26 protein-coding genes are annotated in these 26,186 nt (G+C 58.0%); 12 read left to right on the top strand and 14 right to left on the bottom strand.

Annotated features, from left to right (window positions below; all coding sequences use genetic code 11):
- Positions 1 to 36: 36 nt before the first annotated feature.
- From ACEN2J_RS01900 to ACEN2J_RS01890, 3 genes are all read right to left on the bottom strand, one after another.
- Positions 37 to 1,692: a CTP synthase gene (locus tag ACEN2J_RS01900; protein ID WP_442102817.1), complete on the bottom strand. Its 1,656-nt coding sequence runs from the start codon at positions 1,690 to 1,692 to the stop codon at positions 37 to 39.
- Between the two features lie 165 nt (positions 1,693 to 1,857).
- The gene (secG, locus tag ACEN2J_RS01895; protein WP_442102816.1) at positions 1,858 to 2,316 is read right to left on the bottom strand and encodes a preprotein translocase subunit SecG; all 459 of its coding nucleotides are present in this window, start codon (positions 2,314 to 2,316) and stop codon (positions 1,858 to 1,860) included.
- Between the two features lie 115 nt (positions 2,317 to 2,431).
- On the bottom strand, positions 2,432 to 2,827 hold the full coding sequence (locus ACEN2J_RS01890; protein WP_442102814.1) for a DUF6524 family protein: 396 nt from the start codon (positions 2,825 to 2,827) through the stop codon (positions 2,432 to 2,434).
- A gap of 180 nt (positions 2,828 to 3,007) precedes the next feature.
- On the opposite strand from ACEN2J_RS01890, the gene ACEN2J_RS01885 reads away from it, so the two are divergent.
- Complete coding sequence (locus ACEN2J_RS01885) at positions 3,008 to 4,300, top strand: adenylosuccinate synthase (protein ID WP_442102812.1); 1,293 nt, start codon at positions 3,008 to 3,010, stop codon at positions 4,298 to 4,300.
- A gap of 80 nt (positions 4,301 to 4,380) precedes the next feature.
- Entirely contained in the window at positions 4,381 to 4,602 is a 222-nt protein-coding gene (locus tag ACEN2J_RS01880; RefSeq protein WP_442102811.1) for a DUF2842 domain-containing protein, read from the top strand.
- 61 nt (positions 4,603 to 4,663) lie between these two features.
- On the opposite strand, the gene ACEN2J_RS01875 is transcribed toward ACEN2J_RS01880, so the two are convergent.
- The gene (locus ACEN2J_RS01875; RefSeq protein WP_442102809.1) at positions 4,664 to 6,841 is read right to left on the bottom strand and encodes a hypothetical protein; all 2,178 of its coding nucleotides are present in this window, start codon (positions 6,839 to 6,841) and stop codon (positions 4,664 to 4,666) included.
- Between the two features lie 225 nt (positions 6,842 to 7,066).
- Between ACEN2J_RS01875 and ACEN2J_RS01870 the strand changes: the two genes are divergently transcribed.
- Positions 7,067 to 7,723 (top strand): thiamine diphosphokinase, encoded by a 657-nt coding sequence (locus tag ACEN2J_RS01870; RefSeq protein WP_442102807.1) that lies wholly within the window; start codon positions 7,067 to 7,069, stop codon positions 7,721 to 7,723.
- Here ACEN2J_RS01870 and ACEN2J_RS01865 read toward each other — a convergent pair.
- Positions 7,720 to 8,664: a DMT family transporter gene (locus ACEN2J_RS01865; protein WP_442102806.1), complete on the bottom strand. Its 945-nt coding sequence runs from the start codon at positions 8,662 to 8,664 to the stop codon at positions 7,720 to 7,722. The genes ACEN2J_RS01870 and ACEN2J_RS01865 overlap by 4 nt on opposite strands.
- 166 nt (positions 8,665 to 8,830) lie before the next feature.
- On the opposite strand from ACEN2J_RS01865, the gene ACEN2J_RS01860 reads away from it, so the two are divergent.
- Positions 8,831 to 9,463, top strand: a complete 633-nt coding sequence (locus tag ACEN2J_RS01860) for a hypothetical protein (RefSeq protein ID WP_442102805.1) — start codon at positions 8,831 to 8,833, stop codon at positions 9,461 to 9,463.
- A 16-nt stretch (positions 9,464 to 9,479) separates the two neighbouring features.
- Here the strand turns inward: ACEN2J_RS01860 and ACEN2J_RS01855 are convergent, their stop codons facing one another.
- Together ACEN2J_RS01855 and ACEN2J_RS01850 are read right to left on the bottom strand one after the other, a co-directional pair.
- Positions 9,480 to 10,859 (bottom strand): L-serine ammonia-lyase, encoded by a 1,380-nt coding sequence (locus ACEN2J_RS01855; protein ID WP_442102803.1) that lies wholly within the window; start codon positions 10,857 to 10,859, stop codon positions 9,480 to 9,482.
- 10 nt (positions 10,860 to 10,869) lie between these two features.
- Positions 10,870 to 11,559: a glutathione S-transferase family protein gene (locus ACEN2J_RS01850; RefSeq protein ID WP_442102802.1), complete on the bottom strand. Its 690-nt coding sequence runs from the start codon at positions 11,557 to 11,559 to the stop codon at positions 10,870 to 10,872.
- A 341-nt stretch (positions 11,560 to 11,900) separates the two neighbouring features.
- Between ACEN2J_RS01850 and rpiA the strand changes: the two genes are divergently transcribed.
- From rpiA to ACEN2J_RS01820, 6 genes are all read left to right on the top strand, one after another.
- Complete coding sequence (gene rpiA / locus ACEN2J_RS01845; RefSeq protein WP_442102801.1) at positions 11,901 to 12,689, top strand: ribose-5-phosphate isomerase RpiA; 789 nt, start codon at positions 11,901 to 11,903, stop codon at positions 12,687 to 12,689.
- A gap of 6 nt (positions 12,690 to 12,695) precedes the next feature.
- Positions 12,696 to 13,172, top strand: coding sequence for a hypothetical protein (locus tag ACEN2J_RS01840; RefSeq protein WP_442102800.1), 477 nt, complete (start codon positions 12,696 to 12,698; stop codon positions 13,170 to 13,172).
- The gene (gene gor / locus ACEN2J_RS01835) at positions 13,169 to 14,527 is read left to right on the top strand and encodes a glutathione-disulfide reductase (protein WP_442102798.1); all 1,359 of its coding nucleotides are present in this window, start codon (positions 13,169 to 13,171) and stop codon (positions 14,525 to 14,527) included. The genes ACEN2J_RS01840 and gor overlap by 4 nt, the downstream gene beginning before the upstream one ends.
- Before the next feature lie 61 nt (positions 14,528 to 14,588).
- Positions 14,589 to 15,758: an FtsH protease activity modulator HflK gene (hflK, locus tag ACEN2J_RS01830; RefSeq protein ID WP_442102797.1), complete on the top strand. Its 1,170-nt coding sequence runs from the start codon at positions 14,589 to 14,591 to the stop codon at positions 15,756 to 15,758.
- Positions 15,758 to 16,639 carry a protease modulator HflC gene (hflC, locus tag ACEN2J_RS01825; RefSeq protein ID WP_442102796.1) on the top strand — a complete coding sequence of 294 codons (882 nt, stop codon included), beginning with the start codon at positions 15,758 to 15,760 and terminating at the stop codon, positions 16,637 to 16,639. Before hflK ends, hflC begins: the two co-directional genes overlap by 1 nt.
- Before the next feature lie 287 nt (positions 16,640 to 16,926).
- Entirely contained in the window at positions 16,927 to 18,354 is a 1,428-nt protein-coding gene (locus tag ACEN2J_RS01820) for a Do family serine endopeptidase (RefSeq protein WP_442103039.1), read from the top strand.
- Between the two features lie 72 nt (positions 18,355 to 18,426).
- Here the strand turns inward: ACEN2J_RS01820 and ACEN2J_RS01815 are convergent, their stop codons facing one another.
- Entirely contained in the window at positions 18,427 to 19,059 is a 633-nt protein-coding gene (locus ACEN2J_RS01815; RefSeq protein ID WP_442102794.1) for an HD domain-containing protein, read from the bottom strand.
- Positions 19,056 to 19,586, bottom strand: coding sequence for a peptidoglycan-binding domain-containing protein (locus ACEN2J_RS01810; RefSeq protein WP_442102793.1), 531 nt, complete (start codon positions 19,584 to 19,586; stop codon positions 19,056 to 19,058). Before ACEN2J_RS01810 ends, ACEN2J_RS01815 begins: the two co-directional genes overlap by 4 nt.
- A gap of 185 nt (positions 19,587 to 19,771) precedes the next feature.
- Here ACEN2J_RS01810 and ACEN2J_RS01805 point away from each other — a divergent pair, with 185 nt between their 5' ends.
- Together ACEN2J_RS01805 and ACEN2J_RS01800 are read left to right on the top strand one after the other, a co-directional pair.
- On the top strand, positions 19,772 to 20,095 hold the full coding sequence (locus tag ACEN2J_RS01805) for a 2Fe-2S iron-sulfur cluster-binding protein (RefSeq protein ID WP_442102792.1): 324 nt from the start codon (positions 19,772 to 19,774) through the stop codon (positions 20,093 to 20,095).
- Positions 20,095 to 20,787 carry an FG-GAP repeat domain-containing protein gene (locus ACEN2J_RS01800; protein WP_442102791.1) on the top strand — a complete coding sequence of 231 codons (693 nt, stop codon included), beginning with the start codon at positions 20,095 to 20,097 and terminating at the stop codon, positions 20,785 to 20,787. The genes ACEN2J_RS01805 and ACEN2J_RS01800 overlap by 1 nt, the downstream gene beginning before the upstream one ends.
- Here ACEN2J_RS01800 and ACEN2J_RS01795 read toward each other — a convergent pair.
- The 5 genes from ACEN2J_RS01795 to ACEN2J_RS01775 all read right to left on the bottom strand — a co-directional run bounded on the left by ACEN2J_RS01795 (position 20,784) and on the right by ACEN2J_RS01775 (position 26,148).
- Positions 20,784 to 22,190, bottom strand: a complete 1,407-nt coding sequence (locus ACEN2J_RS01795) for an amidase (protein ID WP_442102789.1) — start codon at positions 22,188 to 22,190, stop codon at positions 20,784 to 20,786. The two genes, ACEN2J_RS01800 and ACEN2J_RS01795, sit on opposite strands and share 4 nt — an antisense overlap.
- Positions 22,191 to 22,319: 129 nt before the next feature.
- Positions 22,320 to 23,345, bottom strand: a complete 1,026-nt coding sequence (locus tag ACEN2J_RS01790; protein WP_442102788.1) for an extracellular solute-binding protein — start codon at positions 23,343 to 23,345, stop codon at positions 22,320 to 22,322.
- Between the two features lie 24 nt (positions 23,346 to 23,369).
- Positions 23,370 to 24,173 carry an ABC transporter permease gene (locus ACEN2J_RS01785; protein WP_442102787.1) on the bottom strand — a complete coding sequence of 268 codons (804 nt, stop codon included), beginning with the start codon at positions 24,171 to 24,173 and terminating at the stop codon, positions 23,370 to 23,372.
- On the bottom strand, positions 24,166 to 25,080 hold the full coding sequence (locus ACEN2J_RS01780; protein ID WP_442102785.1) for an ABC transporter permease: 915 nt from the start codon (positions 25,078 to 25,080) through the stop codon (positions 24,166 to 24,168). The genes ACEN2J_RS01785 and ACEN2J_RS01780 overlap by 8 nt, the downstream gene beginning before the upstream one ends.
- 3 nt (positions 25,081 to 25,083) lie before the next feature.
- Complete coding sequence (locus ACEN2J_RS01775) at positions 25,084 to 26,148, bottom strand: ABC transporter ATP-binding protein (protein ID WP_442102783.1); 1,065 nt, start codon at positions 26,146 to 26,148, stop codon at positions 25,084 to 25,086.
- Between the last annotated feature and the right edge of the window lie 38 nt (positions 26,149 to 26,186).

Here is a 26,186-nt window from a genome sequence, read left to right as displayed (position 1 = left end):
AGGGCGGGGCGCGAACCCCGCCTAATTTGTGCGGGATTAGACCAAGCGTGATGCCTCAACTGCGGCGCGGATGAAATCAGCAAACAACGGGTGCGGCGCAAACGGCTTTGATTTCAGCTCGGGGTGGAATTGCACCCCGATGAACCACGGGTGGTCTTTGACCTCGACGATTTCCGGCAGCTTGCCATCAGGCGACACGCCCGAGAACATCAGCCCGCATTTTTCCAGCTTGTCGCGGTAGGTCATGTCGACCTCATAGCGGTGGCGGTGGCGTTCCTCGATCTCGGTGGTGCCGTACACTTTGGCGACTTTCGAGCCGGGTGTCAGGTGGGCGGAATAGGCCCCCAAACGCATAGAGCCGCCTTTGTCATCGCCAACTTTGCGGGCGACGACGTGGTTGCCTTGGACCCATTCTTTCAGGTGGTAAATCACGGGGGTAAACCGTTTGGAGCCGCCTTTGCTGGTGGCCTCGTGGTCAAATTCCTCGGAGCCTGCGTCTTTTAGACCGGCCAGATTGCGGGCCGTTTCAATCACCGCCATTTGCATACCCAAACAGATGCCCAGATAGGGCACGCCACGGGTGCGGGCGAATTCAACCGCTTTGATTTTGCCTTCGGTGCCGCGTTCGCCAAAGCCGCCGGGCACAAGGATCGCATGGAAGCGTTGCAGATGCGGGGCGGGGTCTTCGCGCTCGAACAACTCGGCATCCACCCACTCAACCTTAACACGGGTCCGGTTGGCCATGCCGCCATGGGTCAGCGCTTCGGCGATCGATTTATAGGCGTCTTCCAACTGCGTGTATTTACCAACAATAGCCACACGGACCTCACCCTCGGCGTGGGTCAGGCGGTCCATCACGTCTTCCCAGCGGGCAAGGTTGGGGCGCGGGGCGGGCGATATGCCGAACGCATCCAGCACAGCTTGGTCAAGCCCTTCGCGGTGATAGGCGAGCGGGGCCTCATAGATGGTTTTCAGGTCATAGGCGGCAATCACCGCCTCTTTGCGCACGTTACAGAACAGCGCGATCTTCTCACGTTCTTTTTCGGGAATAGGGTGTTCCGAGCGCAGCAGCAGCACATCCGGCGCAAGGCCGATGCTTTGCAGTTCTTTGACCGAGTGCTGGGTTGGTTTGGTTTTCAGCTCGCCTGAAGCGGCCAGATAGGGTAGCAGCGTCAGGTGCATCAAGATACATTCGCCGCGCGGACGCTCATGGATAAACTGGCGGATGGCTTCAAAAAACGGCAGGCCTTCGATGTCGCCCACAGTCCCGCCGATTTCGCACAGCATGAAATCAACTTCATTCTCGCCGATGCGCAGGTAATCTTTGATTTCATTGGTCACATGCGGCACGACTTGGATCGTTTTACCCAAATAGTCGCCGCGACGTTCCTTTTCCAGCACGGTGGAATAGATCCGGCCCGACGACACAGAATCGGTGTTGCGGGCAGGGACGCCGGTAAAGCGCTCATAATGCCCAAGGTCGAGATCGGTTTCGGCACCATCATCGGTCACGAACACTTCGCCATGTTCAAAGGGTGACATCGTGCCGGGATCAACGTTCAGGTAGGGGTCAAGTTTGCGCAGGCGGACTGAATAGCCACGCGCCTGCAACAAGGCGCCCAAAGCAGCCGAAGCAAGGCCTTTGCCAAGCGACGATACAACACCACCGGTGATGAAAATATAACGTGCCATATGGTGGCCCCCCGTGAAATTTAAACATGCGATACGGCGTCTCAGAATCGCACTATCACGGGAGACGAGACATAACCGAAAAGCGGGCGTCCTGCAAGCAGGACGCTAGATGATGAGTGTAGGTTTTTACAGGCCCCAAGGTGTGGGGCCTGCCAAGCCGTTGGATTAGTTGCCAGAAGCAGGCGCAGGCGTTGCTGGCACAGCTGGTTCTGTTGCGCGCGGCGGCGTTACCGCATCACCGGTTGCTGCAGGCGCTGGTGTTGGGTCATCGGCACGGGGTGGTGTGGCTGGCGCATTCGCAGCAGGTGTCGGCGGCAGCAAGTCCGTGCCAAGTGGTGACACAGGGGCGGATTGCTCTGGAACCGAGCCACCGAATTGATCGACTACCGAGCTGCCAGAAGCGTTTTGCGCGGCAATCAGGGTAAGTGAAATCGAGGTGATGATAAAGCCAATGGCGAAAATCCATGTTAGCTTGGTCAGCGCGGTCGCGGCCGCACGGCCCGACATGGCGCCACCGCCACCGCCACCCATACCAAGACCGCCGCCTTCCGAGCGTTGCAGCAACACCACGCCGATAAGGCACAGTGCAAGGATCAGGTGGATGGTAAGAACGACGTTTTCCATAGGGTTTTCTTGCTTCCGTTTGGCTGACGCGCCTACTTAGGCGCAGTTTGGCGCGGGGGCAAGCCCTTGGTGACGTATCAATCGCCCGCGTCCCTGATTTGCAGTGGTTGTGCGGCTATTCGTCAACCTCATCCACGGTGGCCTGACCTGACATCCTTTGCCACAGGATGCTCCATGACAACCCGATGCCCAGTACCAGTGACAGCGTCAGAATTCCCAGCCAGATGTTCAGCGCCGAATTGCCGGTGGCCAGAATGCCCCAATCGACCAGCACCCAGATCAGCGCCGCAAATACGGCCGCGACCAAAAGCATCCCGAACGCCCCAAGTGAACGTAATGTCGCCCCTACATAGATAATGTAGGCCACGGCTAGCAGCAGGCCCAATAATACTGTCACGGGCAACTGAGTGGTATAATGTGCCTCGGCCCAGCGGTAAAAGTTCCACTGGGTCGGGTTGAAAGTGGCCGATAACAGGCCAAACGCCCCAAGCCACCGTAAAAACACACCCATGTCGCACCTCTTTTCTGTCTGCAACAGAGGTGCCACGGCGGCGGCATGTGGGCAAGGGCCGAAAATCGGGGGTCGCAAGCACATCTTTGTGCGCTAGGCGTGAAATAGAGGTTTCGCCCGTGCGGCAAAGCGGCTATGCCCTAATCGGTTTCAATTGGACCAAGTGAAGGGATCATCAGCATGGCCAATGTCGTTGTCGTCGGCGCCCAGTGGGGCGATGAGGGAAAAGGCAAGATTGTAGACTGGCTTTCAGAGCGCGCAGACGTGATCGCGCGCTTTCAGGGCGGTCATAATGCGGGCCACACGTTGGTCATTGATGGCAAGGTATACAAGCTGTCATTGCTGCCATCGGGCATCGTGCGCGGCGGGAAATTGTCGGTTATCGGCAATGGCGTTGTGCTGGACCCGTGGCACCTTATCATGGAAATTGAAAAGCTGCGCGCGCAGGGTGTTGAGATTAACACCGACAACCTGATGATCGCCGAAAACGCGCCACTGATTCTGCCTGTGCATGGCGAGCTGGACCGCGCACGCGAAGGCCAGACCTCGGTTGCCAAAATCGGCACCACAGGCCGCGGCATTGGCCCTGCCTATGAAGATAAAGTCGGCCGTCGTGCCATTCGTGTGGCTGACCTCGCCGATGAGGCGACGTTGGAGCTGCGGGTTGACCGTTTGCTGACGCACCATGACGCGCTGCGCCGTGGCCTTGGGCTGGACCCGATTGACCGCGATGCGCTGCTGGCGCAACTGCGTGAAATCGCTCCGCAAGTGTTGCCCTATGCGCAGCCCGTGTGGAAAGTGCTGAATGAGGCGCGCCGCGCAGGCAAGCGGATTCTGTTTGAAGGGGCGCAAGGCGCGCTGCTGGATATCGACTTTGGCACCTACCCCTTTGTGACCTCGTCCAACGTGATCGCAGGCCAAGCGGCCACCGGTACCGGCCTTGGGCCAAACGCGATTGATTTCGTGCTGGGCATCGTTAAAGCCTATACCACCCGCGTGGGTGAGGGCCCGTTCCCTGCGGAATTAAAGGATGATGACGGCGAACGTCTTGGCCAGCGTGGCCATGAGTTTGGCACCGTGACAGGCCGTAAACGTCGTTGCGGTTGGTTTGATGCGGTTCTGGTGCGCCAAACCTGTGCGACCAGCGGCGTGACAGGCATCGCCCTGACCAAGCTGGATGTGATGGACGGTTTCCCGATCATCAAGATCTGTGTCGGCTATGATCTGGACGGAAAACGGTTGGACTATCTGCCCACCGCCGCCGACCAACAGGCCCGCTGCACCCCGATCTATGAGGAAATGGAAGGCTGGACCGAAGACACCGCAGGCGCGCGCTCTTGGGCTGATTTGCCCGGTGCCGCGATCAAATATGTGCGTCGGATTGAAGAGTTGATTCAGTGCCCGGTTGCCCTACTTTCAACTAGCCCAGAGCGGGACGATACGATTTTGGTCACCGACCCCTTTGCTGACTAAGCCTAACTTTGCGGACGAAGCATCAATGGACTGACCCTCTTTGTGCGACACAGGCGCGAAGAGGGCGTTAAGGATCGAGAATGAAACTTTCGTACAAAGCGCGGCGCCGATGGTCACTGGTTTTGCTGGTGATCGGCCTGCCTCTCTACATCGCCGCCGCCCTTTTTGTGGTGTCGCTGTTTGATCGCCCACCGTTTTGGCTCGAACTTATGGTCTATGTATTCTTGGGGTTCCTATGGATACTGCCGTTCAAGTTTGTCTTTCTGGGTATAGGCAAGGCCGACCCAGATGCGGATGCCTAAAAACACTAAACCAAAAGGCCGAGGATTTACCTCGGCCTTTTGGTTCTTAAGTTCGGCTGGCTTAGCGCTTTGCTACGCGCAGCGCCTCTGCGTGAATGGACGACGTCTCACTTAGGATGAAATGCCCGCGCCGCACTTTTTCAATCCGGCCTTCGCGCAACAACGTCCCAAAGCTGCGCAACATTGTCTCGCGATCGCCTTCCAGTTCCGGCTGCGCCGACAAAACATGATGCAGCATTTGCGGACGTGTCACTTCGTTATTGCCGTGAATATGGGTTGAATAGGCGACTGCGGCCTCAAGCAATTCGGCCAGCGACCCGGCGCCCAGCTTTTCGGCATAGTCAGAAAAGCTTGTCGTCCGATCAAAAATGTTATCGCCATCAGCAACATTTGCCGTGGCATCAAGATCTTCATCATCACGGCTCGACACCGCAAGATTTCCTGTCGGTACACGGCGTGGGCGTACCGGTGTCACATGGCCCTGTGCCGTTTGTTTCAAACGCGGCTCATCAATCCGTTGTTCGGAGACCAGCATCAGCGGAGCGGCACGTTCGGCAGAGGATGCACCGCTTGCCGTTGCATTCGGGCGGGCCCGCACGGCCCGTTCCAGATCATTGCGATAGGGATTCATGCGCATTTCTTCGGTCGGCCCTTGGTCACCGCCTTCTTTTCGGTCGGCGACAGTGGCGGCAACGGCGGCTTTCAGATGTGCAATGGCAGACAGGCGGCGGCGGTTTTCTTCGCCTTCCAATTCGGTATTCGTTTGGTCAAGCAGGCGTTTTACCGATGCATCATCCTCGCTTGCCGACATTTTACCTGACTGGCGACGCGAAGATACAGGGCGTTGAGGGCGCACCGGAGCAACGCTGTCTGCGTTGTTTTGGTGCGTTGCTGGCTGTGGTGCTGCGGGCTGCGTTTTTTCGACTTGTGGTTGATCGTATTCAAGCTCTGCCAGCTCGCGCATGAGGTCGGCTTCGGCCTCGGGCGAAAGCATCCCGGCAGTGGGAGTTTGTGCGGCGGGGGCGGGGTTTGCCGCAGGGGGGGGCACAGGGGTTTCCACAGGAGGTTCCGGTGAGCGGCGGATTTTAATGACCCGCGCGCGGGCGCGTTGGAGCGTGGGGGTGACGTCAGATGTACCCTCTGTTGCAACAGGATCTTTGGGTGCAGGCTTTGCCTCTTGGGCAGGTGCGGTTGCGGTTTCATCCACATCCGTGTCAAGCGCCTCCAGAATCGCGTCATCCGCCTCTTCTTGTGCGGCGGTCTTGGGCGCCTTGACGGGGGCTTCGATCGTCTCAGACATGGCTGCCGCAAGTGAGGCCATCAGGGTATCTTCCCCTTCTGCATCAAGCGGCTCTAGGATTGCGTCAAATGCTTCGTCGTCAAACCGGCCGTCAGTGGCACCGTCTTCATCATCGAACGCACCGGCAAGCGACGCCAAAATCGCATCATCCGCCGCAGTGCTGTCGCTATCATTTGTGGCTTCGGCCTTTGCTTTCTCGGCAGCCTCGGCGTCGGCTTTCGCCTGAGCTTCGGCCTTTGCTTTCTCGGCAGCCTCGGCGTCGGCTTTTGCCTGAGCTTCGGCCTTTGCTTTCTCGGCAGCCTCGGCGTCGGCTTTTGCCTGAGCTTCGGCCTTTGCTGTCTCGGCAGCCTCGGCATCGGCTTTCGCCTGTGCTTCGGCCTTTGCTTTTTCGGCCGCCACCGCCTCGGCTTTTGCCTGTGCTGCTGATTCTTCTTTCTTGGCAGCTTCGACCTTGGCCTTAGCTTCCGCTTCTTCAGCAGCCTCCCCCTCAGCTATCGCACGTTCGGCAACAAAATTGGATGCTGGGCGCGTGGTTTCGCCAGAGGCACGGGTTTCGGCCATGGCGTTGCGGATGCGGGACAATTTGGCCGCCACGCTATCTGAAATAACCGAATCTGTGGTGCTACGCGCTTGCGCGGTTGGTTGGGGTGCAGTGGGCGTTGCCGCACGGGCAGGCGTGGCATGTTGGTCTTCAAACAATACATCGGTTTTGGGTGGGGGCACGCCCTTTTGGGACGCAATGCTTGCGCCATCATAAACGTCATCCGAATCTCTGGCCCGCAGAATCACGCCATTGTCTTGGATCTTGGTCTCGACCCGGCGTTTCATTTCGCGTTCTGCGATCTGGTGCAGCATCGCCGCGTCGGGCGTTGGCGGTTCGGCTCCGAAATAGCGATCATCGGCCGCCAAATCGCGGAAATACTCGGCAATCGCTTTCATGGTGTTGAAAGGTTCGTCGAACCCCTCCAAAGTACAGGAGAAAGTGCCGTATGATACTGTAAGAATTTTGCTCGCCCCGACCATTGGATGCTCGCCCCTTGTTACTAAACCGATGTCTTACATGACCGCATAGGATGTTCAATTCCGTGGACACTTAAGGGTAATTTGAAGGAGTGTTTGTGTCCGAACTATTAGATTGTGCCTTAATTTGGATTTAGTATCGCTATGAATCACCCAATTGTCGAATCACAAACGGGGGTCACTTTGATCGCCGGCGGCCCTGTGCAGGCGCGCGATCTTAGGGCGGCACTGGCGCAGGCACCTGTTTTGGTTGCCGCTGATGGCGGGGCAGATCGCGCTTTGGCGCTGGGTGTGCGGCCTGTGGCGGTGATTGGTGATATGGACAGTATCACGGCAACAACACGGGCGCAGTTGGCTGACGTTTTCCATCATGTGCCCGAACAGGAAAGCACTGATTTTGACAAAGCCTTGCGCAATATCCGCGCGCCGTTTGTGTTGGCCTTGGGCTGTTTGGGCGGGCGGGTCGACCATGAGCTGGCCGTGTTGTCAGTGTTGATCCGGCGCCATACGATGCCGTGTTTGTTGATCGGGCGCGAAGATGTGGTGTTTGCGGCGCCGCCTGTGTTGCAGATTGCGCTGCAGGCGGGGGACCGGTTCTCACTCTTTCCGATGGCGCATGTAACGGGCCGCAGCGACGGGCTGAAATGGCCGATTGCGGGCTTGGAATTTTCACCGGATGCGCGGGGTGGCACGTCAAATCAGGCGCTTGGGCCGGTACGACTGGAAATGGACCAGCCGGGGATGCTGGTCATCGTGCCGCGTAACCGGTTGGGCGCGGCGCTAAAGGCCGTGGTGGGTTAACGCTTTTGTTTGGGCGGGGTGACGGTTAGGCGGGCCGTCGAATGTTCACGGTATATAATATAGAGGCCCGATCCGGTGATGACGGCAATGCCGGCCCATGTCATCGGGTTCGGGAAATCGTCAAAGATAAGATAGCCCAAGGTGACGGCTGAAATAAGCTCGGCATAGTGCAGCGGTGCCAATGTGGCCGAAGGTGCGAATTTCAAAGCATAGGTCATGCACATGTGGCTGCACGCGGCCCAAAAGCCGACGCCAAACAGCCAAAGCCACTCTACGCCGCGCGGCAAAATCGCGTCCAGCTCGGCAATGCCGCTGCCGTCAAACACTGCCATCAGCGGCACGCAAATCGCGGATCCCGCAAGGGCAGTGTGCAGTTGCATCGTGACGGGGTGCATAGACCGCGACATCGCACGGGTAATCAGCATATAGGCGGCAAAGGTCAGGGCGGTACCAAGTGGGAACAGGGCCACCCAGCCAAAGGCCGAGATCGACGGTTGAATGACCAGTATCGCGCCCAGAAATCCGATGGTCGAGGCGATAATACGGCGCGGCCCCACCTCATCGCCAAATAGCATACGGCCCAGCAGCAACAGCAAGAAGGGTTCAACAAACACAATCGCCAGCGCATCGGCGATTGGCATCACCGCCACAGCCGCGACAAAGCAATAGGTGGCCAGCATCAGGCACACCGCGCGGGCAAAGACAAACGCCAACGTGCGGCGGCTTATTCGCCAATCGAGCCGCATCAATGCCACAAACGGCAGCATCAGCCCCGCTTGCACGACAAAGCGGGCCGTCACGATTTGGCCCACGGGCAGCGTGGCCGTGGCCAGCTTGGCAGAGACATCCAGTAATGGTGCCAAAACGCAAAACGCCAGCATCAAAGTGACGCCGGTCAAAATGCGATCTGCATGCGGAGGGGTGGCTGTTAACATTGTCATAATGATTTAGCCGTAGCGTGGAGGCGCGGGGGCGTCCTGCCTGAAATGACCATGCAAAGGACCAAAAGCGGCAGATCACAGCGCCAAAATATTACGGGGCAACTTGGGCTTGCGCATTTTGGGGGATTGGGCTTTGTAATCGGGGATAGAAGAAGGTGTAGACAACGTGCTGATATTGGGAGTGCAAAGGCTGGTGGTGTTGGAAACGCCCAAAACCGGCTCTTTGGCGCTGCGGGCGATGTTGGCGCCCTATACGCTGCCCATCTCGGATGATGCGGCGCGCCATACGGGGCATTATGCCTATGTGCAAAACCACGCAGCCCGCTTGGCCGAGGCGTTTGGCGGTACATTGGAAACGGTGGCCGTTGTGCGCGGGCCGTTGCAGCGGATGCAAAGCTGGTATCGCTACCGTTTGCGCCCCAAGGTCAAAGGTCTGCCCGCCAGCACCCGTGGCCACAGCTTTGAGGCGTTTATGTTGGCATATCTTGATGGCACCAAGCCGCAAATGGCGAATGTCGGGCGGCAAGACCGTTTTGTCGGCTGGACGGGGCAGGCTGCAGGGGTTGACCATGTGTTTGACTATAAACAGCTTGGCCTGCTCGAGGCGTTCTTTTCGACCCGTACCGGTGATGCCTTGACCTTACCTGTGCGCAATATGTCACCCATATCTGATCGGGTTGATTATACCCTGAGCGATGCCGTTTTGGCGCGCTATCACGCGCAAAACGCCGAAGAATTCGCGCTTTATAAAGCTGTGACAGCGCAGGGCCATTTGAAACGACCGGGTCTGCTGGCCTAAATGCGGGCCAACGGCCCTAACAGTTAGGCACGTTCACCGCCAACCCGCCCAGTGAGGTTTCCTTGTATTTTTCATGCATGTCATGGCCGGTTTGGCGCATGGTTTCAATGCAGGCATCAAGGCTGACCAAATGCACGCCATCGCCGCGCAGCGCCAAGCTTGCGGCAGAAACGGCCTTGATCGCGCCCAGCCCGTTGCGTTCAATACAGGGCACTTGTACCAGCCCTTTGACAGGGTCGCATGTCATCCCAAGGTGATGTTCCAACGCGATTTCGGCAGCGTTTTCAATTTGTTCCACACTGCCGCCCAAGACAGCCGCCAATCCCGCAGCGGCCATAGCGGCGGCGGACCCAACCTCGGCCTGGCAGCCACATTCTGCGCCGGAAATGCTGGCGTTATGCTTGCAAAGGCCCCCAATTGCGGCGGCGGTTAGCAGGAAATCGGGAACTTTGGACGCCACTGCCCCCGGCACATGGTCTAGGTAATAGCGGATCACCGCCGGCACCACGCCCGCAGCACCGTTGGTGGGCGCGGTCACCACTTGGCCGCCTGCCGCGTTTTCCTCATTCACCGCCATGGCATAGAGCGACATCCAGTCGTTGATTGTGTGCGGTGCGGTCATGTTCAGCCCGCGCTCGGCCATCAATTGGTCATGTATACCCTTGGCGCGCCTGCGAACGCGCAAGCCGCCGGGAAGAATGCCGGTGCCCTCCATCCCGCGCGAAATGCAGGCATTCATCACCTGCCACACCCGCGCGATGCCAGCATCCAGATCGGCGGCACTGCGAAACCGCAGTTCATTTTGGCGCTTCATTTGGGCGATGGTCAGGCCCGAATTTTTTGCCATCTCCAACATTTCGGCGCCGTTTTGAAAGGGAAAGGCCACGTCTGAACGGGCATTCGCCTTTAGCGTCCCTGCGGCGGCATGGTCGGCCGCCGTCAAAACAAAGCCGCCGCCGATGGAATAATAGGTTTCTTGCAAGATCACATCGCCTTGCGCATCAGTCGCGCGGATAATCATGCCATTGGCATGGCCGGGCAGGTTGGGGCCGTAGTCAAAGACCAGATCGGTTGCAGGGTCAAACTGCAGCGGGCCAAGGTCAGGCGCGTTGATGATTTTGGTCGCCGCAATCTCGGCCAACACGGTTTCTGCGCGGGCGGCATCATAGGTTTGCGGCTCAAACCCTGCGAGGCCCAGAATGGTGGCGCGGTCGGTCGCATGGCCTACGCCGGTAAAGGCAAGGCTGCCGTGCAACGTGGCCCGCAGTCCGTGGGCCTGAAACGGGCTGTCGCGCAGGGTTTGCAAAAACTGCGCCGCTGCCACCATTGGCCCCATTGTGTGCGATGACGACGGGCCAATACCGACTTTGAACATATCAAGGACAGACAAGAACATAGGGGCGCTTTCAGGTGGCGCTGCCTTCAGGTGGGCAGGCGTATTGCGGATTGGTAAATGGCGTGGGGCCGAGGCCTTCGGCATCTGCGGCGCGGTGTGTCGCGGGTAAGGATTCGAGTGCCAAGGCCATTGAATGTAGCGCTGGAAAATTGGTAATTTTGAACCAACGCGCGGCGGTTTTGGGGTAGAGCATCGGCCAGCGCATCAGGGTTGCAGTGTAATAGCCAAGCACGGACGGCGCGGCAAACAGGGCAGGGGTTTGGGCTGCTGCCGAGTCAAGCAAGGTGAAATGGCGGATCATGCGGGCCGACATCAGGCGTGCATGTTCCGCTATGGCCTGCACGGGAACATATTGTTCAGGATAGAAAATTTGCCGCAGGTCGGCATGCACGGTGTTCGACATAAAGAACAGCCATTTAAGATACGCGGCGCGCATCGGCTGGCCTGCTTGGGGCGCAAGGTTGGCCTCGGGGTGGGTTTCGGACAGCCATAAAAGGCAAGCAGCCGTCTCGGAAATAGGGCCTTGGGGGGTGATCAACGTAGGGATGAGGCCCGTCGGGTTTAGGGCGCGGTAGGCCGCACTGTCTTGTTGGCGGTTGCTGCGATCGACCAAAACCGCGCGGTAGGGCAGGTCTGCCGCCTCCATCACCAGCCGCAAAATCAGCGACGCATTGTCAGGCGCGTAGTGCAATTCGTACATCTCTGGCCCTTTCTTACGTGCCTGATGCATAGTTTAGCGCAGCGGCGGGGGGCACCATGGGTGAAAAGCGACTTTTTTCACGGCTTCGCGGCATCTGGCGCGGGTTAACCTTGGGTTAAGGTTGTTTTGCGACCCTTAGGAAAACGGAAGGGAGCACTGATGTAGCTTGATTTTGATGGGACTGGCTTTGTCTCTACGCCGGAATTGCGCAAGGCGCTGACATCGATTGCACCGCATAGCGGACTTTATGGCGTGATTGGGGCTAAATTCGGCAAATTGCCCCCTCGCACCGCTGCACGGCCTCGCCTATAAGCGTGGGGCAACAGTCAGCGGAGATGAACATGGCGTCAGAGCTTTCCCCGATCGATAAAGCCAAATTTGTGGCAGCGAAACGTGCGGTCCAGTATGTTGAGAATGGCATGAAATTGGGCTTGGGCACCGGTTCGACAGCCGCATGGATGGTGCGCTGCTTGGCCGAACGTATCCGCGAAGAGGGGCTGCGAGTAACCGGCGTGCCAACCTCTAGCCGCACAGCCGAGTTGGCGCGCAGCTTGGGCGTGCCAATCACCAGCCTTGATGAGGCGCGTTGGCTTGATCTGACGATCGATGGCGCGGATGAGTTTGATCCAAACCTGAACCTTATCAAAGGTGGTGGTGCAGCGCTGTTGCAAGAAAAAATCGTGGCCACGGCCAGCGATCAGATGATCGTGATTACCGATGCCGCCAAAGAGGTGGCGCAGCTTGGTGCCTTCCCTCTGCCGGTTGAGGTTATTCCATTCGGCTGGCAAACCACCAAAGCGTTGATTGAGGAAACCTTGGTCAGCATGGATGTGATGAGCCAGGAATGCAGCTTGCGGATGAATGGCGAGGCGCCTTTGGTCACGGATGAGGCCAATTATATCGTTGATCTGCATCTGAAACGCATCGGCAATCCGCGCCAGCTGGCTATGGTTTTGAACCAGATCCCGGGCGTTGTTGAAAATGGATTGTTTATTGATATCTGTGACATCGTCATCATCGGCCATGGTGATGGACGCGTCACACTGCGCGATATCAACTCGGGCGAAGTTGAAGAGGGTCGTATCGAGTTTGTGCCCTCGGACAATATATTTGCCGACTTGGGGGACTAATCGTCGATGCTTGAGATCCGCCGACCTGTGCCTGCGACCAATGTCATTCGGTTGCGGCTGATTGTACTTTTGGTCGTAGGGGGCTATCTGATCTGGAGCCAACGGATTTCTGCTACACCTTCGCCATTTTGGATGGGGCTTGGCGTGGTTATTCTGCTTTGGGCGGCGGTTGTGTTTCGCCTTTTGGTGCGGCCTGTGCGTTTGCGGTTAACGCCGGAAGGCGTGTTTGCACAATCTATGTTGTTTGGGCACAGATTTTCGTGGGACGCCCTGCAATGGATAGATTTTTCGTGGCAGCATGATGCTGCCTTGATGTGCTATGTCAAAGAGGGCAGCGACACAGAAGTTATTGTGGCATTAACCCGTAGCTCCGTAACCGATATTGGGCGCACCGATGCGCTTCGTTATATTCTGGACTATAGGCCAGATGTGCCAAAGGCCAACCCTGTCCAAGTTGTTGAGAGAAGGATAAGTAATACATGACGTTTGATTATGATCTTTTTGTTATCGGAGGCGGTTCGGGCGGGGTGCGTGCGGCACGGATAGCGGCGGGCACGCATGGGGCCAAGGTCGCCTTGGCCGAAGAATACCGTATGGGCGGGACCTGCGTTATCCGCGGCTGTGTGCCCAAAAAGCTGATGGTTTTTGCCAGCGAATACCCTGGTATGGTCGAAGATGCCCGCGCCTATGGCTGGGATGCACAGATGGGCGCCTTTGATTGGACGGCCTTTCGCACCAAGCTGGAAGCCGAGCTGGAACGGCTGGAAAAGGCCTATCGTGGCGGGTTAAGCGGGGCGGGTGTAACGGTTTTTGATAGCCGCGCTGTGGTTGCGGATGCGCATACTGTGATCTTGGCCGATGGTAAAACAGTGACAGCCAAGCACATTTTGGTGGCCACCGGCGGCGCGCCGTTTGTGCCTGAAATTGAGGGCCGCGAACTGGCGATTACCTCGAATGAGATCTTTCAGATGAAGGCCCTGCCAGCCCGCGTTTTGGTGGTTGGCGGCGGTTACATCGCGTCAGAATTTTCCTGCATTTTGAATGGCTTGGGCTGCGAAGTTGCGCAATACTATCGCGGTGCGCAAATTCTGCGCGGCTTTGATGATGAGGCGCGGGGCCATGTCGCCGAGGCGATGCGCGAAAACGGTGTGGCCATCCATTGTGGCACCGACGTGATGCGGTTGGAAAAGGTCGATGACGGGATCAAAGCCGTGGCGACTGATGGGTCCGAGCGGGTGTTTGATGCCGTGCTCTATGCCACGGGCCGCAAGCCCAACAGCCACGACTTGGGGCTTGCGGAATTGGGCGTTGAATTTGGCCGCGCGGGCCAGATTATTGTTGATGATTTCAGCCAAACCGCCGTGCCGTCGATCTTTGCCGTGGGCGACGTGACCGACCGCATCAACCTGACGCCAGTGGCCATTCGCGAAGGCCATGCTTTTGCTGATACCGTTTTTGGCGGGCAGCGCCGCAAGGTAGACCACAGCCTGTTCGCCTCGGCCGTTTTCACCCAGCCCGAAATCGGCACCATTGGCCTGTCAGAAGAGGCCGCGCGCGCCCAAGAACCGATTGAGGTTTACGGCACCGCGTTTCGCCCGATGCAATCGGCTTTTGCTGGGCGGCCCGATCGGGTCATGATGAAATTGATTGTATCGCAAGCCAGCCGCAAGATTTTGGGCTGTCATATCGTCGCACCTGGCGCGGGCGAGATGATCCAGCTTGTGGGCATTGCGGTCACGATGGGGGCCACAAAAGAGCAATTCGACGCAACAATCGCGGTGCATCCGACGATGGCCGAAGAATTGGTAACGATGCGCAGCCCAATTCGTGTGGGCTAAGCTTGAATTTCTGGTTTAAAACACCAGTTAAAATAGAACTGAATTAGATAGGGTTAAGTACATGGCAGGTAGCGGAGGCCCATGGGGCGGCGGCGGCGGAAATCGTGGCGATGAAGGCAACGAAGAAAACCCGCGTCCGAATGGCGGGCGTAGGCCAAGCAATGACGGCCCGCAGATCCCCGAGATCGAAGAGATCATGAAAAAGGGCCAAGAGCAGCTGCGTGTCCTGATGGGCGGTCGTGGTGGCGGCAATCGTCGCACCGGTGGTGGTTCGGGCGGTGGCGACAATGGCCCTGCGTTCACCAAACAAGGTTTGGCCTTGGGCGGTATTGTGGCGATTGGCCTGTGGGCGTTTGCCTCGTTCTACACGGTAAAGCCCGAAGAACGCTCGGTCGAGCTGTTCCTTGGCAGCTTTTCGTCGGTCGGCAACCCCGGTTTGAACTTTGCGCCTTGGCCGTTTGTGACGGCTGAAATCGTGCAGGTTACGGGCGAGCGCCAAACCGATATTGGCACGGGAAAAGGTGGCGTTATGGACAGCGGCTTGATGCTGACCCGTGACCAGAACATCGTCGATATCGAATTCCAAATTGTTTGGAACGTGTCGGACCCTGCACAATATCTGTTCAACCTTGCCGAACCTGCCGACACACTGCGTGCCGTCGCGGAATCGGCCATGCGCGATATTATCGCAAGGTCGGAACTGTCTCCGGTGCTGAACCGGGATCGTGGTGTGATTGCATCCGATCTAAAGGCCGCCGTCCAAGGCACGCTGGATGTCTATAAAGCGGGCATAAACGTAGTGCGCGTGAACTTTGACAAGGCTGACCCGCCGCGCGAAGTTATCGACAGCTTCCGCGAAGTGCAGGCCGCGCAGCAAGAGCGTGACCGGCTGGAAAAAGAGGCTGATGCCTATGCCAACCGTGTGACGGCTGCGGCACGTGGCCAATCAGCCCAGTTGACCGAAGAGGCCGAAGGCTACCGCGCCAGCGTTGTCAATGACGCGCAGGGTGAGGCGAGCCGCTTCCTGTCGGTCTATGCCGAATATGTGAAAGCGCCCGAAGTAACGCGGCGCCGGATGTATCTGGAAACCATGGAAGGTGTGCTTGGCGGTATGAACAAGGTTATCCTTGACGGTGTTTCGGGCGAAGGGGCAGGGCAGGGCGTTGTGCCATATCTGCCGCTGAACAACCTGACACCCGCACCCAAAGAAACCACCGGAGGGAGCAACTGATGAGTAAAACAGCCTTTATCCTACCCGTTATTGCGCTTGCTGTCGCAGGCTTGTTGTCGTCGGTTTACATTGTGGACGAGCGTGAAAAAGCGCTGGTTCTGCAATTTGGTGAAGTGAAAACTGTGCGCGAAGAGCCCGGTATCGGGTTCAAGGTGCCGTTGCTGCAAAACGTGGTCAAATATGACGACCGCATTTTGGGCCTGTTCACCCAGCCGTCCGAGGTGACCCCCGCCGATGACCGCCGTTTGGTGGTTGACGCCTTTGCGCGTTGGCGCATCACGGATTTGGTCAAGTTTCGCCAAGCCACAGGCACGGGCGGTGTTCGCACAGCCCAAGCGCGGATTGAACCGATCTTGAACGCGGCGATCAAAGAGGTTTTGGGTGCTGTTCCATCGCAGCGCGTGCTGTCCGAGGACCGGACCAGCCTGATGAACCTGATCCGCGATCAGGCCCGCCGTCAGGCTGCGTCCTTGGGTGTTGATGTGGTTGACGTGCGTTTGACGCGCACCGATTTGCCCGAACAAAACCTTGCATCCACTTATTCGCGGATGCGGGCCGAGCGGGAACGCGAAGCGGCGGACGAAATCGCACGCGGTAACGAGGCCGCGCAGCGGGTTCGTGCCAGCGCCGACCGGACTGTGGTAGAGCTGACATCGCAAGCGCGTAAGGAATCGGAAGTGATCCGCGGTGAGGCCGACGGCCAGCGTAACGCGATCTATGCCGAGGCCTTTGGTCGAGACCCTGAATTCTTTGCCTTTACCCGTTCGCTTACCAGCTATGAGCGTGCGCTAAAGGGTTCGAATTCGTCGATCGTGATGCAGCCGGATAGCCAATTCTTTGAATATCTGCGCAGCGATGAGGCGCCAAAGCCGGCCAACTAAACCGACTTTGCACGTCATGACGCGCGGCCCCTTACAAAAGCGGCCGCGCGTTTTCATATCTACAACCAAGACCTGCATGACAAAGCTGTTCACGTCCTGTTGAGAATGCGCGATGGGGTTTGCATTGCACGCAATCATGCCTAGGTTCACAATAGCAGCGTAAGGGGTGCTCCGTTTTTCGCCCCAACAAAACGCGGTGTCGCAGGCCGCATCAGGAGGATGTTCGAGTGATTTCAAAAACTATCGTAACCGCCAAACCCGCCAAAAGCCCGCATTACAACGGCTTTATGCGCGGATTGACCGCATTGGTCCTTGGCGCGTCGCTTGTCTTGGCCCAAGCCATAGCCACCGAGGCACGCGGTGCACCTGAAAGCTTTGCCGATCTTGCTGAGTCGATCAGCCCGTCCGTCGTGAACATCACGACCTCTACAACGGTTGCCGCAAGCACCGAGGCTGCGCCACAAGTGCCCCCTGGCTCGCCCTTTGAGGATTTCTTTAAGGATTTCTTGGATCGTAACGGCAATGGTGGTGAAAACAAACCCCGCCGGTCCGAGGCGTTGGGGTCGGGCTTTGTGATTTCCGAAGATGGTTACATCGTGACCAACAACCACGTGATCGACAAAGCCGATGAGATTGAGATCGAGTTCTTTTCTGGAAAAAAACTGCCTGCCAAGCTGATCGGGACAGACCCGAAAACCGATATCGCCTTGCTGAAGGTGGAAAGCGATACCCCGCTGCCGTTCGTGCCGTTTGGCAACTCGGATCTGATGCGTGTGGGCGACTGGGTTATCGCGATGGGCAACCCGCTGGGCCAAGGGTTCTCGGTGTCGTCCGGTATCATCTCGGCACGTGGTCGTGCGCTGTCTGGCACCTATGATGACTATCTGCAAACCGATGCTGCGATCAACCGCGGCAACTCGGGCGGGCCGCTGTTTAACATGGACGGTCAGGTTATCGGCGTGAACACTGCCATTTTGTCGCCAACGGGCGGGTCTATCGGGATTGGTTTTTCGATGGCATCGAATGTGGTGAACAAGGTTGTTGACCAGTTGAAACAGTTTGGCGAAACCCGCCGTGGCTGGTTGGGTGTGCGGATTCAAGACGTGACGGCAGATGTTGCCGAAGCGATGGGGCTGGTCGATGCCAAAGGCGCGTTGATCACCGATGTGCCGGATGGTCCTGCCAAAGATGCAGGGCTGCAATCGGGCGATGTGATCACCTCGTTTGACGGGGCTTCGGTTGCCGACACCCGTGAATTGGTGCGCCGTGTGGCCGATGCCCCTGTCGGGCAGGCTGTGCGGGTTGTTGTTATGCGCGATGGCAAATCCGAAACGCTGTCGGTGACGTTGGGCCGCCGTGAAACCGCCGAAGGCGAGCCTGTGCCTGCTGTTGCTGGCACCGACCCCACGCCCGCGCCTGCTCAAGTCTTGGGTATGACGATCCAACCTTTGACAGCCGAAGATGCGGCTGCCCTTGGGATGGCTGCGGATGCCACCGGCCTTGCGGTTGTCGATATCGATGAGATGTCAGAAGCCTATACCAAGGGCTTGCGCGTTGGTGATGTGATCACCGAAGCCGGGCAGCAAAAGGTCGTGACGGTCAAAGACTTGCAGGACCGCGAGAGTGAGGCCCGCGATGCTGGCCGCAAATCCTTGCTGCTGCTGATCCGCCGTGGGGGTGACCCTCGCTTTGTGGCGGTTTCCATCGATAAGTAAGCTATTGATGTTAAAAAAGGGGCGGCAGGGAAACCTGCCGCCCCTTTTTGCTGCCCGTTGTTCTGCGGTGCGTTAGCCCAACTCGCGCAACAGATGTGACCGGAAAGACCGCATCCATTCCACCCGCGACAAGGCCATTTCCCGCCCCGGTGCCGTGCGCATGGTTTGCGCAATCGGGAACAGCTTGACTTCTAGGTGATCCAGTGAGTAGCGCTTGTCATCCAGCGGTCGGTGCAGGGCCATCGGATCGTCTGCGTCAAACAACAACCCGCCCATCGCGCCACCAACATGAAACATCCGCGCAATGCCAATCGCGCCCAAGGCCTCGAGCCGGTCGGCATCTTGCAAAATCTCGGCGTCTAACGTCTCGGGCGCGATTGCAGCCGAAAAGCTGTGCGCGGCAATTGCATGGGCCACGGCAGGGATTTTTGCCGCCGGAAAATCGGTGCCCGCCAAATAATCCGCCGCCCATTGTGCCGAGGCCGTTGAGGCCTGCGCGCGGTCTGGGTGGTTTTTCGGCAGGTTCACGGCGTCATGGAAATAGGCGGCGGGCCACAAGATTTCCAAATCGGCCCCGCCCAATTCATGGGCTATGCCCTGTGCATTGGCCCAAACACGGTCCAGATGCCCCAAATCATGGGCACCGTCTGTCTCGCCCGCCCAATGTGCCGCAATCACGGCCCGATAATCTGCTTGTGTCATCATTTAAACTCGGTTGCTGAAATACCCAGCCGTTGGGCCGCCGCAAGCGACAGCCGTTCGCTATCCAGCCCCAAAGGCTCTTGAAACTGGCGGATCGCACGGCGGGTAGGGGCATCTAATTGCCCTGTTATATCATAGGGATAGTAACCACGGGCCTTTAGCGCACGCTGCAAGCTGGCAACATAGTCAAGCGTCACCACCTCGGCGCAGGGCGTGCGAAACCACACCGCGCGCCGGTCTTGGACAATGCGCTGTGACGCCACCGATTGGAAAACGGCGGCCGTTTTCACGGCCCCATCTGGCCCGCGCGTCTCGGGGCGCACCTGCAATTGTTCTGTCACCGTTTCGATGATGGCAGGTGTTACATCATCGGCCCAGCAAATCCCTTTGCCTGTGGTCGGCGGAGTCTTGCCCTTTTTCGTCACCAGCTCTTTTTGCAGGCTGTCGGCTAAAACTGGCGCCGCGGGAAGGGTGGGCTGGCATCCCGTCAAGGACAGCACCAAGAGTAGCAAAAGGGCAGGGCGGTGCATTGGGCAAAGCTCGGGTTAAGGCAGTGTTGGCGCACCATAACGTCATTCCCCCCAAAGGAAAGCGCAGGCTCACACGGTTTTCAACACGGCGTTGCGCTTTGGCCGCGCCTTGGTCTGGCAAATGCCTGCGAACTGCCTTAAATCTAGGGTGAACCGATTGGGTTAATGAAAGATAAGGGACGACCATGGCCAAGATCACCTATGTAGAGTTTAACGGCAAAGAACATGTGGTTGACGTGAAAAACGGGCTGACCGTGATGGAAGGCGCACGCGACAACGGCATTCCGGGGATCGAGGCCGATTGCGGCGGTGCCTGTGCCTGTTCCACCTGCCACGTCTATGTGGATCCGGCTTGGGTTGATAAGCTGCCCGCCAAGGATGGCATGGAAGAAGATATGCTCGATTTTGCCTATCAGCCCGACCCTGCCCGTTCGCGCCTGACCTGCCAGATCAAGGTGACCGATGCGATTGACGGCCTCCGCGTGCAAATGCCTGAAAAGCAAATCTGATGTTGCGCGCGCTTATCACGTCTTGTGCCTTTTTTTGGGCTTATGGCGCGCAGGCCGAGGTGACAAGCGCGCAGCTTACCCAACCTACAGGGCGCTATGACCATGCCATTCTGGGCGATGCCGATGAATGGGGCGGGATGCGCCTGACCGGCCCCACTGGCACGGTCGAGGTAACGCTGCCACAAAGCCGCGTATTTGAGGATGTAACGGCACGCGTGGCCGACCTTGACGGCGATGGTGCGTCCGAGGTGTTGGTGGTTGAAACGCACATCGCACATGGTGCCTCGCTGGCGGTGTATGATGTGACTGGCCGTGTGACGGCGACGCCGTTTATTGGCCGCACGCATCGCTGGCTTGCGCCTTTGGGCGTGGGCGATCTCGATGGCGATGGATTGCCCGAAATCGCCTATGTCGACCGCCCGCATCTGGCGCGTGAGTTGGTGATCGTGCAATACCGCGATCACAAGCTGACCGAAATTGCGCGGATTTCTGGGCTGACCAATCACCGCATCGGCGATAAAACCATCGCAGGCGGCATCCGTAACTGCGGGCAAGGGGCCGAGGCGATTTTAGCCAATGCCGATTGGTCGCAAGTTATGGCGGTGCGGATGGAGGGGCGCAAATTGCTGCCGCGCGCGCTTGGCCCCTATTCGGTTGCCGCAATGAAACAAGCACTGGCCTGCAAGCTCTAAAGAGCGGGCGGGCGTTTGTTCGGCCAATCGGTCGCGGCGTGATAGGCTTGCCCCATTGCAATAACCTCGGCGTCGGTGCCCGAACGCCCCATCAACTGCACCCCCATCGGCAGGCCATTTGCGCCAAAACCCGCAGGGAGTGCTAGCGCAGGCAGCCCGATCAGGCTGGCAGGCACCACCACTTCCATCCAGCGGTGATAGGTATCCATCGCCACACCGTTAATGTCTTGCGGCCAGCGCCACTCTGCTGGAAATGGCCAAACTTGGGCCGCAGGCAGCACCAGCGCGTCAAACTGGTCAAACAAACCCGCCGCGCGCGCATACCAACGCGACCGGATGACAGACGCCTCATACACCGCCGCCGCCGTCAGGTTTAACCCCTGTTCGATTTCCCAAATCGTCTCTGGCTTGGTCAGGGCGCGATGCGCGGCGTGCTCATACAGCCCGCGCTTGGCCCCCGCATTCAGCATCGCCCGCAATGTGACCCAAGCCTGCCACAGCTTTTCGGCAGGAAAGGGCGGCGCAAGCGGCACAATCTCGGCGCCCAAATCCTCAAACACCCGCAAGGCAACCTCGGATTGTCCCAAAATGCCTGGCTCCATCGTATAGGCGCCGCCCCAATCGCCCAGCCAAGCAATCTTTTTGCCGCGCATATCTGCTGGCTCGGGCACCGCAAACCGCCCCGTGCGGCCAAACGGCACCGCAGGGTTTTCACCCGCCTGTACATCCAAAAGCAGCGCCAGATCGGCAATATCGCGGGCCATCGGCCCTTCGGTCGCCAGCGTCGCCATAAATGTGTCGCCCACGGCATCACTGGGCACCAAGCCCCATGTTGGGCGAAATCCGTACACATTGCAAAACGCTGCTGGATTGCGCAGCGAGCCCATCATATCCGACCCATCCGCAACCGGCAGCATCCGCGCGGCCAAGCCCGCCGCCGCCCCGCCCGATGATCCCCCCGCTGTGCGGGCCAAATCATACGGGTTGCGCGTCACCCCATGCACAGGGTTAAAACTATGCGACCCATGCCCCCATTCGGGCGTGTTGGTCTTACCAATAAAAATCGCTCCCGCAGCCCGCATACGTTCGGCCAAAAGATCATCTTTTACAGGCACATAATCGGCATAAACCGGCGAGCCATAGGTGGTGCGAAGCCCTTTAGTCGCCACCAAATTCTTGACCGCAATCGGCAGCCCATGCAAAGGCCCGCGCGCGCCAGCAGCATCGGCAGCCCGCGCCTCATCCATCAGCGCATCACTATCGCGCAAGCTGACAATCGCATTCACCGCAGGGTTTACCACCTCAATCCGCGCCAGATAGGCGGCCATCACCTCGGCGCAACTGACCTCGCGCCGCGCAATCATCGCAGCCAAGCCCACAGCAGAAATCGCAGTCAACTCCACCGCAAAACCCTCTCATCTGTTTATAAATATCCTAGGGGAAGCAGTTTTGGCACAGCCAAAACTGTGAATAGGGGGCAACGCCCCCTTCAGATGGGCGGGGGCTCGATGCCACCGCCCATCTGGGCTAGTTTACTTCTGCAATTCGGTCCAGATCGCGGTCAAATACTCTTGCGATTTTTGACCACAGGTCGGCAAGAACCGCCCCGCTTTTGCATGCTCGGCAGGCGCCACAACTTCCGGTGCGGTTTTCATATCGTCAGGCATAAACTCGGCTGAACCCGCAATGCCGTTGGCATAGCGTGCAAAGGCCGAAATCATCGCGGCATTTTCTGGCAGCATAATGAAATCAATGAACTTATAGGCGTTGTCTACGTTCTTGGCATCCGAAAGCAAGGCTACCGAATCCATGAATAACGGATAGCCCTCCTTGGGGTAACCAAACGCCACGTCCGGGTTCGCCATCCGCGCGCGCATGCTCGACCCGTTCCAGTTCACCGACGCCGCCCAATCATTGTTCGACAGCTTCTCTGTCGCGCCATAATCCATCGACAGCCAGTCTTTCTTGGCCTCAACCACCAAGTCGCGCACTTTTTTCAGCACTTCGGTGTCTTCAGTACAGGCCTCGCCGCCAACGTTGAAAATCGCCATGTTCAACACATCGGTCATTTCCGGCACGACGTTGATCTTGCCTTTCAGCTCGTCCGGCACGCGCAGGAAAATATCAGAGGTGTTGATATCGCCCTTATAAACAGAGGTGTTCACAGCCACACCAACCGAGCCCCACTGCCACGGCACCGAAAACTTGCGGCCCATATCCCAAGGCACATCGACCCACTCCGGCGCGATATTGGCTTTATGGGTCAGCTTGCTCTCGTCCAGCTCGACGATCAGGCCTTTTTCAACCCAAATCTGGATATAGTTCGCCGACGGTACCACAAGGTCAAACCCAGCCCCACCGGCCTCGACCTTGGCCAAAGCGGCGGTGTTGCTGTCATAATCGGTGACCGTCACCTTAATGCCGGTTTCTTCCTCAAACTTTTTCAGCAACTCGGGCGAGGTATAGTTGCCCCAGTTGTACAGCTGCAATTCGCCTTCGGCCGCTGCAAGTGAGGTGCTGGCCAGCAGCAAAGCCGTCGCAGTTAGGATCTTTTTCATAGGTCGTCTCCCGTTTGGTTTTTATTAGTCATTTTTGCGCGTCAATAAGAAAAACGCGGTCAACATCACCACGGTCAGCGCCAGCAACACAGTTGAAATGGCGTTAACTTCGGGTGTCACAGCCCGGCGCATTTGGCCCAGCATGTAGGTTGGCAGGGTATCTTGCCCGCCAGATTTCACAAATTCGGTGATCACCACGTCATCCAGACTGATCACAAAGGCCAGCATAGCCCCCGCAATAATCCCCGGCAACATCAGGGGCAGGGTGACATAGCGAAACGTGCGCCAATGGCTGGCGTAAAGGTCGGATGCTGCGGTTTCAAGCGTCAAATCCATGCCCTCCAGCCGTGCCCGAATGGGCAGATAGGCAAAGGGAATGCAGAATGCAGCATGGGCGATAACCAAGTAAATCAAGCCGTTATAGCCCGTGGCCACCTTGATCGAGGCAAAGAAAATCAGCAGCGCCACGGCCGTCACAATCTCGGGCACCATCAAGGGCTGGTTGATCATCACATAGATGAAGGTTTGGCCTTTGAACGCCTTGCGCCGTGTGGTGCCCAGTGCGGCCATCGTCGCAACCGTGGTTGCAATCGCCGAGGCCGAGGCCGCGATGATCAGTGACCGGAAGGTGGCCCCTTTAACCGCCTCATTCGCCCAGGCTTTGGCATACCAATCAAAGGAAAACCCTTCCCACACCGCCACCGATTGCCCGCTGTTAAAACTGTAGACGACCAGTGTGATGATCGGCAGATACAGCAGCACAAAGGCCGAAATAGCGATGAATTTAAATCCCGGCAGGCGGGCGACTTCGAAACTGCGATCAGCCATGTGGATTGCCCTCTTTATTTGCCGCACGCACATAGACAAGCAGTGCGATCATCACCACGACCAGCAAGGTCATCGACAGCGCGGCCCCCAAGGGCCAGTTGCGGCCTTGGCCAAATTGCAGTTCGATGAAGTTGCCGATCATCATATTCTTACCGCCGCCCAGCACGCGCGGCGTGACATAGGCACCCAGCGACGGCACAAAGACCAAAATCGACCCCGCCACGATACCCGGTTTTACAATCGGCAAAATCACGCGGCGCAGCACCCGAATACGGCTGGCATAAAGGTCATACCCTGCCTCTAGCAGCCGCATATCAAAGCGGTCGATGGCAGCGTACAGCGGCAGAACCATCAGCGGCAGATAGACATAGGCCATCCCGATCAGCACCGCCGTATCGGTGTAAATAATCCGGATCGGTTCCGAAATCACACCCAGCCAAATCAGCGATGTGTTCAGTAGGCCTTCGTTGCGAATGACCTCATTGATTGCCACCGTGCGGATCAACAGGTTGGTCCAAAATGGAATTGTAATCAAAAACAACCAAAACGCCCTTTGTTTGGCGGGCCGTGTGGCGATGAACCATGCGGTGGGAAAGCCCACAACAAAGGTGATCGCCGTAGTCATCAGCGACAGCTTTACCGACCGCCAAAATATCGTCAAATGCGCATCGGCCAGCCCCCAAGTGCCATCAAAGATGTCCTTGGTAAACAAAATCCCGATCCAACCTTTCAGATCCCATTCCCAGATCACGTTGCCATATTGGCCGGGTGTCAAAAACGAATAACACAGCACAATCAACAGCGGCCCCGAGGCGGCAAACAACAGCACGACAAGCGCGGGCGTTGACAGTAGCCATGCTGAACGGGTACGCGCTGCCTCGGCCTTATTTTCAGCGTCAGAAGACATTGATCAATCCCCCATCACTTGCAGGGCGTCTTGCGTCAGCACCACGCCAACGGGGGTTCCTTTTGGCATCTCGGCCGCCCCCATCGCGGGGCTTTGCTGGCGGGCGACAACCTCGGTCCCATCAGAAAGGGTTACATGCACATGCGTGTCGGTGCCGAAATACACGGTCGACGCAACAGTCGCAGGTATCGCGCCCGCCGTATTCGCCTCCACAATCCGCACTTGCTCGGGCCGGATGGCAAGGCCAACTGGGCCGCGCGGGGCCACCACATCTAGCACAGCACCATTGCCCAAGGTCACACGCGCCCCATCGCTGGTGCCGGTCAAGAAGTTGGTTTCGCCGATAAAGCTGGCGACAAAGCGGTTGGCGGGGCGGGTGTAAATTTCGCGTGGCGGGCCGACTTGTTGGATGTGCCCCGCGCTCATCACGGCGATGCGGTCGCTCATCGTTAGGGCTTCTTCTTGGTCGTGGGTCACGAAAACAAAGGTGATGCCGGTTTCTTGCTGCAAGCGCTTCAGTTCAATCTGCATTTCTTTGCGCAGCTTTAGGTCCAGCGCCGAAAGCGGTTCATCCAGCAGCAAAACCTTGGGCGTGGGGGCCAAAGCGCGGGCGAGTGCGACGCGCTGTTGTTGCCCACCCGAAAGCTGGCTGGTCTTGCGGTCGGCCATCGGTTCCAGTTGGACCAGCGCCAACATGCGCGCCACGGTTTCTTTAACCTCGGCGCGGGGGCGGTCTTGCATTTCCAAACCGAAGGCGATGTTTTGCGCCACGGAAAGGTGCGGAAACAGTGCATAGCTTTGAAACACCGTGTTCACCGCGCGCTTGTTGGGCGGCAGGGTTGTGATGTCGTCGCCATTCAGCAAAATCTGCCCCGAGGTTGGCGTCTCAAACCCCGCGATCAGCCGCAAAAGCGTGGTTTTGCCACAGCCCGAGGGGCCAAGCAGGGTGAAAAACTCACCCTGCTTAATTTTCACCGAAACATTATCAAGTGCCGTTACCGCGACTGCACCTTGCCCGAAAGATTTCACTGCATTGCGGGCTTCGACGGCGATCGTGGTCTCAGGCATTTTAGGCTCCGGTGTTAGGATTCGGTTTACCCTAGTCC

This window comes from Pseudorhodobacter sp. W20_MBD10_FR17 (assembly GCF_052119765.1).
In the GTDB taxonomy this organism is placed as follows: domain Bacteria; phylum Pseudomonadota; class Alphaproteobacteria; order Rhodobacterales; family Rhodobacteraceae; genus Pseudorhodobacter.
This window is presented reverse-complemented; position numbering and strand designations above follow the sequence as displayed.